The 14,590-nt window shown below is 63.2% G+C and carries 10 protein-coding genes, 1 pseudogene and 1 other annotated feature; of the genes and pseudogenes, 9 read left to right on the forward strand and 2 right to left on the reverse strand.

Features of this window, described 5'->3' with window-relative positions; genetic code table 11:
* The first annotated feature begins 180 nt into the window (after positions 1 to 180).
* A protein-coding gene (locus ABDV78_RS18580; protein WP_343528951.1) for an IS3 family transposase occupies positions 181 to 1,409 on the forward strand; the annotation gives its coding sequence in 2 pieces (ribosomal slippage) (positions 181 to 469 and positions 469 to 1,409; 1,230 coding nt in all).
* Positions 462 to 578: a sequence feature (AL1L pseudoknot), on the forward strand. It overlaps the preceding gene by 117 nt.
* 324 nt (positions 1,410 to 1,733) lie before the next feature.
* Positions 1,734 to 2,741, forward strand: coding sequence for a GTP 3',8-cyclase MoaA (moaA, locus tag ABDV78_RS18585; RefSeq protein ID WP_343528952.1), 1,008 nt, complete (start codon positions 1,734 to 1,736; stop codon positions 2,739 to 2,741).
* Positions 2,742 to 2,766: 25 nt separating this feature from the next.
* Here moaA and ABDV78_RS18590 read toward each other — a convergent pair whose 3' ends face one another.
* Positions 2,767 to 3,996 carry a molybdopterin molybdotransferase MoeA gene (locus ABDV78_RS18590; RefSeq protein ID WP_343528953.1) on the reverse strand — a complete coding sequence of 410 codons (1,230 nt, stop codon included), beginning with the start codon at positions 3,994 to 3,996 and terminating at the stop codon, positions 2,767 to 2,769.
* Positions 3,969 to 4,856, reverse strand: coding sequence for an AraC family transcriptional regulator (locus ABDV78_RS18595; protein WP_343528954.1), 888 nt, complete (start codon positions 4,854 to 4,856; stop codon positions 3,969 to 3,971). The genes ABDV78_RS18590 and ABDV78_RS18595 overlap by 28 nt, the downstream gene beginning before the upstream one ends.
* Positions 4,857 to 4,999: 143 nt before the next feature.
* Between ABDV78_RS18595 and ABDV78_RS18600 the strand changes: the two genes are divergently transcribed.
* The 7 genes and pseudogenes from ABDV78_RS18600 to ABDV78_RS18630 form a co-directional block, all read left to right on the forward strand.
* A complete protein-coding gene (locus tag ABDV78_RS18600) occupies positions 5,000 to 7,123 on the forward strand; it encodes a molybdopterin oxidoreductase family protein (RefSeq protein ID WP_343528955.1) in 2,124 nt (707 codons plus the stop codon).
* A 1-nt stretch (position 7,124) separates the two neighbouring features.
* On the forward strand, positions 7,125 to 7,430 hold the full coding sequence (locus ABDV78_RS18605; protein WP_343528956.1) for a 4Fe-4S dicluster domain-containing protein: 306 nt from the start codon (positions 7,125 to 7,127) through the stop codon (positions 7,428 to 7,430).
* Positions 7,427 to 8,710, forward strand: a complete 1,284-nt coding sequence (locus ABDV78_RS18610; protein WP_343528957.1) for an FAD-dependent oxidoreductase — start codon at positions 7,427 to 7,429, stop codon at positions 8,708 to 8,710. The genes ABDV78_RS18605 and ABDV78_RS18610 overlap by 4 nt, the downstream gene beginning before the upstream one ends.
* 108 nt (positions 8,711 to 8,818) lie before the next feature.
* On the forward strand, positions 8,819 to 11,092 hold the full coding sequence (locus ABDV78_RS18615) for a TonB-dependent receptor (protein WP_343528958.1): 2,274 nt from the start codon (positions 8,819 to 8,821) through the stop codon (positions 11,090 to 11,092).
* A gap of 70 nt (positions 11,093 to 11,162) precedes the next feature.
* Positions 11,163 to 12,839, forward strand: coding sequence for an AMP-binding protein (locus tag ABDV78_RS18620; RefSeq protein WP_343528959.1), 1,677 nt, complete (start codon positions 11,163 to 11,165; stop codon positions 12,837 to 12,839).
* Positions 12,840 to 12,853: 14 nt separating this feature from the next.
* Entirely contained in the window at positions 12,854 to 14,299 is a 1,446-nt protein-coding gene (locus ABDV78_RS18625) for an aldehyde dehydrogenase family protein (RefSeq protein ID WP_343528960.1), read from the forward strand.
* A 196-nt stretch (positions 14,300 to 14,495) separates the two neighbouring features.
* Positions 14,496 to 14,590 (forward strand): annotated as a pseudogene (locus ABDV78_RS18630) (IS5/IS1182 family transposase); the annotation flags it as partial.

A 14,590-nucleotide genomic window follows, 5' to 3' on the forward strand; every position in this document is an offset into this window, starting at 1 on the left:
TATCAGCTTCGAGACCCCAGCGAGTGGATCGAGGTGGCAGTCCCGGACCTCCGCATCGTCGATGACAGTGACTTCGAGGCGGTGCAGGCGGAAATGAACGCCCGCAAGCGCACCACCACGTCGCTGCTGAACCGCCCCGGGTTTGTCGGAGGCTCCAACTCCTGAGAAGGTGGAGCCTGTATGAGCAAGACGACGAACAAGTTTGCGCCTGAAGTCCGCGAGCGAGCGGTAAGGATGGTGCTGGATCACGAGCGCGATCACCCATCGCGATGGGCAGCGGTAGTCTCCATTGCGGAGAAGATTGGCTGCGTTCCGCAGACGCTGCATGAGTGGGTAAAGAAGGCGGAGGTGAACAGCGGCAAGCGCGCTGGCGTTCCGACCGAGGTCGCTGACAAGATGAAGGCGTTGGAGCGCGAAGTCCGTGAGTTGCGCCAGGCCAACGAGATCCTGCGCAAGGCGTCCGCGTATTTTGCCCAGGCGGAGCTCGACCGCCCGTTCCGGCGATGATCGCCTTCATCGACGATCACCGTGAAGCCTATGGGGTCGAGCCGATCTGCCGCGTCTTGCCGATCGCCCCATCGACGTATTTCGAGCATGTCGCGCAACGACGAAATCCAATGCGCCTGTCGGCGCGGGCGCAGCGGGATCAGGCTCTCAAACCCGAAGTGGCGCGCGTATTCGCCGAGAACTTCGCGGTCTACGGCGTGCGCAAGGTGTGGCGGCAGATGATGCGCGAGAGCTTCCCGGTCGCCCGCTGCACCGTGGAACGGCTGATGCGCGACATGGGCCTACAGGGCGTGATCCGGGGCAAGCCGGTTCGCACGACGATGAGCGACAAGGCAGCGCCGTGCCCGCTGGATCACGTCAACCGCAGGTTCTACGCGCCAGCGCCGAACATGCTGTGGGTGTCGGATTTCACCTACGTCGCGACTTGGGCGGGCTTCGTCTACGTCGCCTTCGTCATAGACACCTACGCCAGGCGGATTGTGGGGTGGCGGGCGAGCAGAACGGCGCATGCCAGCTTCGTCCTCGATGCCCTGGAGCAGGCTCTCCATGATCGCCGGCCGGCCCATCGGGGCGGTCTCATCCATCACAGCGACCGGGGGTCGCAATACGTGTCCATCAAGTACACCGAGCGCCTCGCCGAAGCCGGGATCGAGCCATCGGTTGGCAGCGTCGGCGACAGCTACGACAACGCTTTGGCCGAGACGATCAATGGCCTCTACAAGGCCGAGGTGATCCACAGGCGTGGGCCGTGGCGCAGCTTTGAAGCCGTCGAATACGCCACGCTCGAATGGGTCGACTGGTTCAACCATCGCCGGCTGCTGGCGCCCATCGGCAACATCCCGCCTGCCGAAGCCGAAGAGCAATATTATGCTGCCGCGGAGAACCTGGATATGGCAGCGTAACTCACAACCCACGGCCTCCGGCAAACCCGGGGCGGTTCACCTCAGGTTCATAACAGACTCTAGATGCGGTGAGCGGTGTCGCAGCATTCTCGAATACCACTTCCACCGGCAGTTCACGGCGACCTTCCGGCTTTCCGTGCATCGTCACGCCCAACTGGCCCGTATGAAGCGGGCATCCTACCGGGACCCGGACAGCGTCACCGTTATAGCGATGGATGAGGATGAAGCCGTCCCAAAGACATTGCTTGCTATGATTTTGACGAAACCTGCGCAAGTTCGGCTTCGCGCATTGTCTCGGAGGACGCCCGCCCTAGCCTCCATTAGATGAATGATTTAGAACGAGCCACCTCGCTGATCGACACCCACGGTCGTTCGATCCGCTACTTGCGGATATCAGTGACCGATCGCTGCGACCTGCGGTGTCGATACTGTATGGCAGAGAAGATGACGTTCCTGCCTCGTAGCGCCGTCATGCCTCTAAATGAAATTGCGATTATCGCCGAGCGTTTTATCGCGCGCGGCGTGCGCAAGATCCGTCTGTCAGGAGGGGAGCCGCTTGTGCGCCGTGATGTCCTCGGCCTTATCCGGCGGCTCGGGTGTCACGTGGGAGTGGGGCTCGACGAATTGACCATAACGACGAACGGCACCAAGCTTGCCGAACACGCGGACGCGCTGCGCGACGCGGGCATTGTGAGGATCAATGTCAGCCTCGACAGCCTCGATGCCAAACGCTTTCGTTACATCACTCGGCATGGGAACGTGTCGGACGTCGTGAGTGGTATTACTGCGGCTCGAAGCGCGGGCATTCGTGTCAAGATCAACATGGTGGTGCTGAAGGACCTAAACGAGGGCGAAGTGCCCGAAATGCTCGCGTGGTGCGTGGCGAACGACCTCGATCTTTCCTTGATTGAGACCATGCCTCTCGGCGTTATCGACGAGGATAGGACCGACCGCTTCGTTCCCCTGACGCGGGTATTTGATTCGCTGAGTCGGCGCTTCACCCTCTCTCGCGACGAACATAGAACTGGCGGTCCGGCGCGCTACTGGCGTGTCGGGGACAGCAACAGCAGGCTTGGTCTTATCTCGCCGCTTACAGCGAACTTTTGCGATGGCTGCAATCGCGTGCGATTGACCACTGAGGGCAAGCTGTACTCGTGCCTCGGGCATGATGACCACGTGGATTTGAGGTCCGCGTTGCGCGAGGGGGGCGTTCGAAAGTTGGACGAGGCGGTGGACAGAGCCATGACCATCAAACCCCGGCGGCACGACTTTCGTATTGAGCGCGGGTTGGCACCCGCGGTTGACCGTCACATGAGCGTGACGGGCGGGTAGCGTTACGTCGTACCAACATCCGCAGCTACTGGTCGATGTATTCGACGATGCTTCCTGCCGGGTTGGCTTTGCCCGGCCGAATTCTGACGAGCACATCGGCATCCGCCAATGTGGCTTGCGCGGACGCTCGCTGGTGCGAGATCAGGGCAACGCCTTGTGGAGTCCTCTTCCCGCAAAGGAACTGCTCGCGATCCGAAGCCGGTGCCGTATCCACGAGAGTTGCTGTTCGCCAAGGCAGCTTCGGAAATGCATGACCGCCGAGGCGTTGCAGGAGTGGCGCTAGGAATAATCGTGCCACCGTCATCGCCGCAGTCGGATTGCCGGGGACGCCCAAAACGTGGCGACCGTTTACAGCGCCATACCAAACGGGCTTTCCCGGCTTCATGTCGACGCCCGCGAACAGTGGCACGAGCCCATGAGCGGCGAGAGACGCACGGGCCAAGTCCTTGGTCCCCTTGGAAGCCCCTCCGACCACGACGACCACGTCAGCACTCCCGACGGCCTGCTTGGCGGCGAGGGACATGGACCTCTGGTCGTCGGCGATCCGAGATGCGCTCACCAAGACGCCTGACCAAGCCGCAATAGCCACGGACAGGGCCGGTCCTAAGCTGTCTGGAACGGCGTTCGCCGTCAAACGAGCCGTTCCCGCCGGCGCTAACTCATCTCCCGTCGTGAGCACGGCCACTCGGGGGCGTCTCCATATGCGGATCGTATCACGGTCGGCGGCGGCGGCGACGGCGATCGTCCTCGCGCATACCGCGCGTCCTGGCTCAATCAACACCGACCCGGCAGGGAAGTCAGATCCGGCGCGCCTGATGTGGCTGCCGCACCGGCTTGGCGAAAGGATTTGAACCGTTCGCCCGTCGCCCGATGTCGACTCCTGGACGACCACGCGATCAGCGCCCGAGGGAACGGGAGCACCCGTGAAGACGCGCAAAGCTTCATGACGCTTAAGCGGCGGCGGGGTGGGTGAGTCAGGAAAAGAGGTGCCGACGACCTCGAATTGCATACCATCGCCGAAAACCGCGTATCCATCCATCGCTGCAACGTCGCGGCGCGGGGCGTCGACATTCGCGACGACAGCGTCGGCAAGGAAATGACCGAAAGCCTCTACCAGCGGGACCTCTCTGATCTCCAGTGGATCGACTTGCGACATCATCAGCGCGAACGCTTCGTCGAAGGTCAGAGAGGCCGCACATGGCACCTCGCGCGGGGTGGCTCCTGGACTCACCGTCGGAACTGGCCCGGTGAGCATCCTGCTACACGCTTGAACACGCGATTAAAGTTCGACTGCGAACCGAAGCCGGTTAAGAGCGCGATCTCCGCCAGCGGCAGGCGTCCGGCGCGAAGTCGCTCCTTCGCGACCGCGACGCGCCGCTCCGTCACGAAACGGTGGGGGGTGAGTCCGGTGGCATCACGGAAGAGGCGTGCGAAGTGGAACTGGCTGAGGCAGGCCTCTGCCGCGAGCTCGTCCAGAGACAGCTCACGCGAAAGATGGGCATCGATATAGTCGAGGACGCGCTTCAGTCGCACCGGCTCCAGCGCCGGGCCGAGGCGCGGTTCCTTGGGCTGCCAGCGCTCGGCACTGTAATTGCTGACGAGATGGGCGGCGAGCGCGGCGCGCATTCCGTCCGCGAGCAGCCGGTCGGTCGTTTCGATGCCGCGTTCCAGAATGCTGCGAAACGTCGCTGCGACCTGGACCAGCAGCGCATCGTCAAGTCCGCCGGCATAGCCAAGGCGCACCATTCCTGGATCGATGTCATAGGCGGTCAGCGCCGTCTCCTCCATCAAGGTCGCCGGTACGAAGATGTGGACAACCTCTTCCATCGGCGCGGATAGCTGGATGTCCGTTTCCGTTGTGCCGGCCGGGCAGATCCAGGCGGTGCCCGGTCTGCCATAGGCTTCCTGCGTTTCGCCGTTACCGGTTCGACGCACCTGAAGCTGCCCGGCCATGAGCACGGCGACTTCAGTGCAGTCCAGATGAACGTCGTTCAAACGACCGGCCTCGTGTCGCCAGCACTCCACGCGAAGCGACGACCAGTCGACATTCGACGTCAGTCGCCGGCCCGTCCGGTACTTCGCGTCTCCATGGCCATGTACGAGCATGTCGGTCATCCCGCCGCCACCATGACGGCTTAGCATTCCAGAACCACCCCTCCCACGGCTTGTGGCAAGAAACGTAAAAAAATCCGCAGTCGCTGGCAAGATTCCTGCAGCCAGTATGCTGCAACCTTTCCTAACTTGGACAGGAGGGCAACATGCTTGAGGAAAAGATCATCGGGGCCTGCCCTCAGGACTGCCCCGATACTTGCTCGATGATCTATGGTGTTTCTGGCGGCAAGGTGTTGTCGGTCAAAGGAAATCCAGACCATCCGTTCACGCGGGGTCGGCTTTGCGCGAAGGTCAACAACTACCAGGATAAGGTCAACAGCCCCGACCGCGTCCTGTACCCGTTGCTGCGCACCGGTCCCAAGGGAAGCGGCAAATTTCGGCAGATCAGCTGGAGCGAAGCGCTGACGCGAGTCGCGACTGAATGGAAGCGAATCATCGCAGAGCATGGTGCTTCGGCGATCCTTCCCTACAGCTATCTTGGCACCCAGGGCATCCTCAACGGACTAACCGTCGGCGACGCCCTCTTCAGCAAGATGGGCGCGACGGTGTCGGAGCGCACCTTCTGCGACTCTGGCGCGTGCACGGCCTACACGATGACGATCGGCCATACCGCCGGCGTCGACCCCGAGAGCTTCGTTCATTCGCGCTACATCGTGCTGTGGGCGTGCAACACGCTGACGACAAACTCGCACCACTGGCCGTTCATCGAGGAAGCGCGCAAGCGAGGCGCGAAGGTGGTCGTGATCGACCCTTATCGCTCGCGCACCGCGCGGATGGCCGACGTCCATGTTCCGATCCGCCCCGGCACAGATGGCGCGCTGGCGATGGGGATCATCCATCTGCTGTTCCGCGACGGCCTGATCGATCGTGACTATGTGGAGAATTATACCGTCGGCGCTGCTGAGCTGGAGCAGCGCGCCAACGATTATCCTCCGGAACTCGTCGCCGAGATCACCGGCCTGCCAGTGGAGACGATCAAGGAATTGGCCGAGGGGCTGGCGAAGACCCAACCCTCGGTGATCCGGATAGGCGTGGCCATCGAGCGCCAGACCGGCGGCGGCCAAGCCGTGCGTGCGATCTCCTGCATTCCTGCTCTCGTGGGTAGCTGGCGCAAGCCCGGCGGCGGTCTTCTCCAACTGCCGCTCTGGGTCTTCCCGGTAAACTGGGGCGCGTTCATGCGGCCCGACCTCATTCCAGAGGAGCCGCAGGTCCTGAACCAGTGGAAACTCGGTGCGGCGCTGACCGGCGAGATGGCGCTGAAGACCCCGATTAAGTCGCTGATGGTCTATAACGCCAATCCGGTTGTGATGATACCGGAGCAGGCCAACGTTGTACGGGGCCTAGAGCGCGAAGACCTGTTCACGGTCGTTAGCGATCACTTTCTGACCGACACCGCCCGGTACGCCGACATCGTCTTCCCGGCGACGACCCAGGCCGAACAGGAGGACATCATGTTCTCCTGGGGGCACTTCTATCTTTCCTACAACAATCCTGCCGTCGCTCCTCTGGGCGAGGCCGTTCCCAATACCGAGCTGTTCCGCCGGCTCGCGGCGGCGATGGGCTTCGACGATCCCGTATTCCGCCGCAGCGACAAGGAGCAGATCGCCGAGGCGCTCGACTGGACCGCGCCGGTGATGGATGGGATAACGCTCGAACGTCTCAAGCGCGACGGCTACGCTCGTCTCAATCTGCCGTCGGCGGACGATTACGCGCCACATGCCAAAGGCAATTTCCCGACGCCTTCGGGCAAGTGCGAGCTCAAATCGTCCATTGCCGAGAAGGGCAACTTCGTCGTCGCCCTTTTTCGTCAGGGTTATGATGGGCAACAGAGCGGTGAGCCGGTCGATCCGCTGCCACACTATATTCCGCCCCGGGAATCGCGCGAGACGAACGCCGAACTGGCGGCGAAATATCCCCTCAGCCTTATCACGCCGAAAAGCCATGCGTTCCTGAGCTCGTCCTTCGGCAACCTCCCCCAGCAACGTCGACAAGCGGGCGAGCAGGCGGTCACCCTGCATCCCGACGATGCCACTTTACGGGGCATCTCCAGCGGCGACCGGATCCGGGTACACAACGACCGCGGGGCCTTCGAAGCGCTGGCGATCGTGAGCGATGACATCCGTGCTGGCGTCGTCGTCGCCCCCGTCGGCTATTGGCGCAGCCTCGCTCGCGGAAATGCGACGGTCCATGCGCTGACGTCCACGCGCTACGCCGACCTCGGCAACGCCCCGACCTTTTCCGACAATCTGGTCGCGGTGGAGCGCTGCTGAGATGGCTTATGTCGTCACCGATGCATGTACAGATTGTCGCTTCACGAAGTGCGTCGAGGTGTGCCCGGTCGAGTGCTTTCACGTCGACGAGCGGATGGTCTACATCGATCCCGCTGCCTGCATCGACTGCGCTGGTTGCGTGACCGAATGCCCTGTCGGCGCGATCGATGATGAGTTCAACCTGCCCGAAGACAAGCAGGACTGGATCGAGATCAATCGCGAGCGCGCTGCGGTCCTCCCGAAGCTGTCCGGCCCGCTGCCGCCGCTGCCCACCGCGGAGCCCCGGCGGGCCGAGTTGGGCAAATGACCTCGCGCTTCGCGATCATCGGGGCGGGCCCGTCCGGCTTCTACGCGGCGGAGGCGCTGCTGAAGGCTGGGCACCATGTCGACCTCTTCGACAAGCTGCCGACGCCTTATGGTCTTGTCCGCTACGGCGTCGCTCCTGACCATCCCAAGCTCAAGCAGGTCACGGCGGTTTTCGATCGCATCGCGCAGATGCCGGGATTCCGGTTCTTCGGCCATGTCGAGATCGACCGCGATGTCACGATCGCGGAGCTTCGGGCGGCCTATACGGCCGTCGTCGTCTGCTGCGGGGCGGAGCGGGATCGGCCGCTCGAGATTCCGGGGGAGGAACTGGCCGGGGTTCATGGCGGCCTCGCCTTTGTGGGCTGGTATAACGGTCATCCGGCACGGCACGCGCTCGCACCGGAGCTTCGTGGCAAGAACGCCATCGTCATCGGCCTCGGCAACGTCGCCCTCGATGTTGCCCGCATTCTCGGCAAGGAGCCTCAGGCGCTTGCGGGAACCGACATCGCCGCGCACGCCCTGGATGCGCTGTACCGCTCGGGCATCGAGTCCATTACCATTGCCGCCCGTGGCGGTCCCAGCCAGGCGCGGTGTACCGAAAAGGAACTGCGCGAGTTCGGGTCGCTGCCCGGATGTTCGGCGACTGCCGATCGGGGCAACTACGACGTACCGCCGTCGGATCCTGTGCCGTCGCTTTTTGCGGGATTTCCCTCGGAGTTGCGCGAAGCGGGCCGTCGTTGTCACTTCGCCTTCGGCCTGCGTCCGATCAAGATTACCGGCATGGATGGTCGCGTCTGCGCGGTGCGCTTCCTCCGCGGTCCGGTCGTGGGTGGTGTCGCCACGACCGGGACGGAGGAGATCGAGCTGCCCGCCGATCTTGTCGTCACCTGCGTTGGAAGCCGGGCGACGCTGGTCGATGGACTTGCCCTGCGGCCCGATGGTGCAGCGGTACGGCACGAGGCGGGGCGGGCTCTTGATCAGGACGGGCGGGTCATTCCCGGCCTCTACGTCGCCGGCTGGATCAAGCGGGGAGCGAGTGGGACGATCGGGACCAACCGGGCCGATGCGGTGGAAACGATCACGAGCCTGATGGCCGATCTTCCTGCCCTCGATCATGTCGATCGAGATATCGCAGACTGTCCCATCAATATCGCGACCGCCATTTCTTTCGCGGGGTGGAAAGCGATTGATCACGTCGAAGTTTCGCGAGGAAGCGAAAATTCAAAACCAAGAGAAAAGATAATCTCGGTTCAGGAGATGATTGCCCACGCTGTTGCTTGAAAGGCGAAACAACAAAACGGGGGATTATACATGAAGCGGTGTCACCTATGGGCCTGTTCCTCGGCCATGATCGCCTTAGTCGGTATTCCTGGATTAGCGGCCGCGCAGGTGAAAAGTGCTCCGGTCACGCAGGCAGCGTCCGCCAATGCGGAAACGCCGCCGCAATCGGCATCCCCCGCGCGGGATGAGAGCCTGGGCGACATCGTCGTCACGGCGCAACGGCGTGAACAGAACCTTCAGGACACGCCGATCGCAGTCACTGCCTTCACGGCGAAGGCACTGGAGGACCGCAACGTCTCCGACATCTCGGGCATCGCCGCCTATACTCCGAACCTTCAGTTCGATTCCACCGCGCCGCTCAGCGGCTCGTCGTCGGCGGCGATCGTCTTCATCCGGGGGGTAGGCAAGTCGGGCTATCAGGTGACCGATGATCCTGGCGTCGGAACCTATATCGACGGCGTCTACATGTCGAGTTCGATCGGCGGCGTGCTCGACGTCCTCGACATCGAACGGATCGAGGTCCTGCGCGGGCCGCAGGGAACGCTGTTCGGCCGCAACACCATCGGCGGCGCGATCAACATCACCACCCAGCGCCCAGCCGCAACGTCGCAAGGCTCGCTCGAGGCGACCTACGGCAACTACAACCGCATGGAAGTGCGTGGCGGTCTCGACATGCCGATCACCGACACGCTGCGCACGAAGCTCAGCTTCGGCTACAAGCGTGCCGACGGATGGGACCAGTTGCTTGCCGCCCAGTATCCGCCGCCCGCCCACAACAATCGTAGCGCCCGCACGCCCGGTGACCTGAACCGCGGCGCGGGACGGCTGGCGGTCGAGTACGAGCCGAGCGACAGGTTCAGCCTGTACCTGACCGCCGACGTATCCCGCATCCGAGAAGCGACGGTCGCATCGACCGCACTCGCCGTTCCGCTCGACGGCACGTTGACCGCAGCCTACAATGCCGTCGACGCTGCGCGGATCGACGTGCCCGGTTATGGCCGGAACGTGCTGTACGATAGTCGCTGGGTCGTCGCGCCCGGCAACAAGCGCGGAACATTCCAGACCGGGCCGAACGGGACCGAGCTGAACGTGACGGGCTTCGCCGGGACGGCGGAATACAAGGTCGCGGATGCGCTGACGTTCAAGTCCATCACCGCGTTTCGCAAGGTCAATGGCGAGTTCAACCGCGACGCCGACAACTCCCCCCTGCAGATCGCCGATTGCTTCAGCAACTTTCGCCAGAAGCAATTCTCGCAGGAGGGTCAGATCCTGGGCGATGCCGCCGAGAAGAAGCTGAACTACGTCGTAGGCGCATATTATTTCAAGGAAGATGCCGTCGACGATTATCGCTGCGCCCTGCCGCCCTCGATCGGCACCGTTATCCTCAAGGCGACCGCGGAAAACACCAGCTATGCGTTCTTCGGACAGGCGTCCTATCAGCTCCTCGATGCACTCACCATCACCGGGGGCATCCGCTATACGCGTGACAAGAAGTCGCTTCTGCCCGACTTCATCTACGATCCGGCTGCGGGGGGCGCCTTCGCGGGCGTGCGCACCGTTCCCTTCCGACAGGTGACCAACACCTTTTCCAATGTGTCGCCGCACGTCAGCGCCGACTACAAGGTCACGCCGGATGTGCTGTTCTACGCCTCCTATTCGCAGGGCTACAAGGGTGGCGGTTTCAACGCGCGGACCGTCGCTCCGCGGCCCGAGGTGCTGGCGTTCCGACCGGAGAAGCTGACCACCTATGAAGTCGGCACGAAGCTGGAGTTGCTGGATCACCGTGTCCGACTGAACCTCGCCGCGTTCACCAGCAAGTATCAGGACATCCAGATCACCGTCATCGAGGACTTCGCTCCCGGAACACAGAACGGTGGCGATGCCCGGATCAAGGGGTTCGAGGCGGAGCTCGTCGCGCGACCGGCATCGGGCCTGACGCTCAACGCCTCGCTCGCGCACCTCGAAACCAAGTATATCAAGCTGCTTCCGCTCTCACCGCTCGTTCGAGCCGACTTTCAGGTCCGGCCGACGAACAAATTGTCCAATTCACCCGCATGGACGGCGAATGCGGGCTTCGACTACAAGGTGCCCTCGCCCGCCATCAACGGTGACATCGTCTTCCGCGGCGACTGGTCCTACACCAGCAAGGTGTTCAACGACGACATCAACTCGGTCTGGTTGACGCAGGCCGGCTACCATATCTTCAACACCCAGATCGCCTATGAGAATGCGGACGGCAAGACCGACCTGGTGTTCTGGATCAAGAACCTGACCGACAAGCAATACATCTTCAGCGGCGACGCCAATGCGGCGGCCGGCTTCGTGCAGGGCAATTACAGCCCGCCGCGGACCGGGGGCGTGACCCTGCGTCGCCGCTTCTAGTCGCGTCGAACCAAGGCCGGGCGGCGATGCGACCGCCCGGCCGTCGAATGGAAAATCGCAGGAGAGGATCATGGGAGCAAGCTACGCCGCCGGGACGTCGGCCACTCCGCTGCTTTACAAGACGATCGGCAACGCCCTTGCCGACGCCTTCGCCGCGTACGGCGATTGCGACGCAGTGGTCGTGCGCCATCAAGGCGTGCGACTGACCTATGCGGAGCTTGCGGAACGCGTCGCGCGGCTCGCCAGCGGCTTTCTCGCGCTTGGTCTGGAGCCGGGCGATCGCATCGGCATCTGGTCTTCCAACTCGATCGAATGGGTAGTGACGCAGCTCGCGTCGGCCAGGGCGGGTCTGATCCTCGTCACGATCAACCCGGCCTACAATCAGGCGGAGGCCGAATACTGCCTCCGCAAGGTGGGGTGTCGCGCGCTCGTGATGGCGGAGGGTTTCCGGGGTCATGATTACGTGCGGACGATGCTCGATTTGGTGCCCGAGGCGGGGAATACGCCATCCGCGGCCCTGCGGTCCGAGCGGCTGCCCCAGTTGGAGCGGCTCATTCTGATCGGCACTCCGTCGCACGCCGGGTTCATGTCGCTCGAACAGGTCGCGCACGGCGCGGACGAGGCATCGGATCGTGTCCTCAACCGGCTGGACGCCGTCCTTCAGCCCGATCAGGCGATCAACATCCAGTTCACCAGCGGAACCACCGGATCGCCCAAGGGGGCGACGCTGACGCATCACAACATCCTGAACAACGCATACTTCTCCGCGCTGCGCATGGGATTGGTCGAAGGCGATCGGCTCTGCATTCCGGTGCCGCTCTACCATTGCTTCGGCATGGTGCTCGGCGTGCTGAGCTGCCTTGCCGTGGGTGCCACGATGGTGTTCCCCGGTGCCACGTTCGACGCCGGTGAGACGTTGCGTTGCGTCGAGGAAGAACGTTGCAGCGGGCTCCATGGGGTGCCCACGATGCTCCTGGCGATGCTCGACCACGCCGCCTTCGCCACCACCCGACTCGATACGCTTCGTACCGGGATCATGGCAGGCGCGCCGTGTCCTGCACCATTGATGCGCCGGGTGATGGGCGACATGCACATGCGCGACGTCACCATCGGCTATGGCATGACCGAGGTCAGCCCGCTGGCGTTCCAGACCACCTCGACCGACACGTTCGATCAGCGCGTGGAGACGGTCGGGCGGGTCCATCACTTCGTGGAGGCGAAGGTGGTGGACCTGGAGGGGCGCGTCGTGCCCCGCGGCGAGTGCGGCGAGGTGCTGTTCCGGGGTTACAGCCGCATGCTCGGCTATTGGGACGATGCGGACCGCAACGCCGAGGCGATCGACATCGATGGCTGGATGCACTCGGGCGACCTCGCGACGATGGACGAGGACGGATATCTTCGGATCGTCGGGCGACTGAAGGACATGATCATCCGGGGCGGCGAGAACATCTATCCACGCGAAATCGAGGAAGCGCTGCTTGCTCACCCGGCTGTGCAGGACGCACACGTCTTCGGCGTTTCCGACGATTATTACGGCGAGGTCGTCTGCGCCTGGATCCGTCGACGCGACGACACACTCGACGAGGACGGAGTCAAGGCGCTCTGCGCCACCTCGCTCGCCCGCTACAAATGGCCGCGACACATCCGCTTCGTCGAGGACTTTCCCATGACCGTAACGGGCAAGGTCCAGAAGTTCGTCATGCGCAAACAGATGGCCGACCTGCTGAAGCAAAAAGGCGCTGCATAAAAGGAGAGGAAATCATGGACGCGGTTCTCGATTGCGCAGGGGGCGGCCACAACGGGCTTGACCTGAGCGCACAGCTATTGATCGGCGGCGAGCTCGTCGACGGAGCCGAACGGCTCGACGTCATCGATCCTGCGTCGGGGCAGGCCTTCAGGTCCGCCTCGCGCGCGTCCGCCGAACAGGCGGAAGCGGCAGTTGCAGCAGCGAAGCGCGCGTTCCCGGAATGGGCCGCCACCAAGCACACCGAACGTCAGGCGAAGGTGCTGGCGTTGGCGGGCGCGATCGCCACCCATCGCGATGCGCTCGCCGAACTCCTGACGCGCGAGCAGGGAAAGCCGTTGGCGGAAGCCGCGGGCGAGGTCGCCTGGGCGGAGGGCTATCTTCGGCACTACGCCACCATGTCGCTGCCGGAGCGTGTCATTCAAGACGACGGGAGCGCGCGAGTGATCGTCCGGCATGTTCCGCTCGGCGTCGTCGTCGGAATCATCGCCTGGAATTTTCCGGTTTTGCTGGCGGCGTGGAAGATCGGTTTGTCCGTCCTGGCCGGAAATGCGATCGTGTTGAAGCCGGCACCCACGACGCCGTTGACCGCGCTCGCGATCGGCGCTCTCTGCCGTGACATCTTTCCGGCGGGCGTGGTCAACGTGATTGCGGACGACAACGATCTGGGCCCGTTCTTGTCGGCTCATCCCGACGTCGCGAAGATCAGCTTTACTGGCTCCACCCCGACAGGCAGCCGCATCATGGCCAGCGCTGCGCAGAGCCTGAAGCGGCTGACCCTTGAGCTGGGCGGCAACGACCCGGCGATCGTGCTCGGCGATGTCAATGTGAAGCAGACGGCGCAAGCGATCTTCGGTTCGGCCTTTCTGAACTGCGGACAGGTCTGCTTGGCGATCAAGCGCGTCTACGTGCCCGCCGAACTCCACGATGCAATTTGCGCCGAGCTTCTTGCGCTCGCGGAGGCGGCGACGGTGGGGCCGGGAATGGAGGGACACGGCATCGGGCCGCTTCAAAACCGTGCCCAATTCGAGAAGGTAAAGGCTTTCCTCGACCGCGCGCGTGCCGACGGTCTGGACGTCGCTGGCGGCGCCGTGCTGGAGCGCGAAGGCTACTTCATCGCTCCTGCAATCGTCCGCGGCGCGAAGGACGGTGACCAAATCGTGGACGAGGAGCAGTTCGGCCCGGTCCTTCCCGTGGTTCCCTACACCTCTGTCGACGACGTGGTGGCGGCGGTCAACGCATCTCCACAGGGGCTCGGTGCATCGATCTGGTCCGCGGACCTGGACGCCGCCACGCGTGTCGCCGAGCGCGTCCAGGCAGGTTCTGTGTGGGTGAATCAGCATCTTGCGATTGGTCCCCATCTACCGATGGCCGGCTTCCGTCAGTCGGGCATTGGGGTGGAGCAGGCTGAGGACGGCCTAAAGGAAATGACCCAAATACAGGTCATCAACATAGCGCGCTGATCATAAGGCGGACAGTTGCTGCCGCCCCGAGCACCCGCGCTTTCGACTGGAGTTGCGAATCAATTCTGGCGAGGCCATCCGGCTTGAAGTGCGATCCGCATGGCTCCGCACAGATCTGAGAGCCCAACCGAAAATTGAGTTGAGCGATTTCAGCCAGTTGTGAATGACCGAGGGTTGCGAAGACCACGGGGATCACATGGGCTGGACCGAAACCGCTCGCCGGGAGCATGACAGAAGAGGTCTGCGGTACGCAAGCGACAGCACCGACGAGGAATGGGCGATCATTGCGCC

Source organism: Sphingomonas sp. (assembly GCF_039594485.1).
Lineage (GTDB): Bacteria > Pseudomonadota > Alphaproteobacteria > Sphingomonadales > Sphingomonadaceae > Sphingomonas.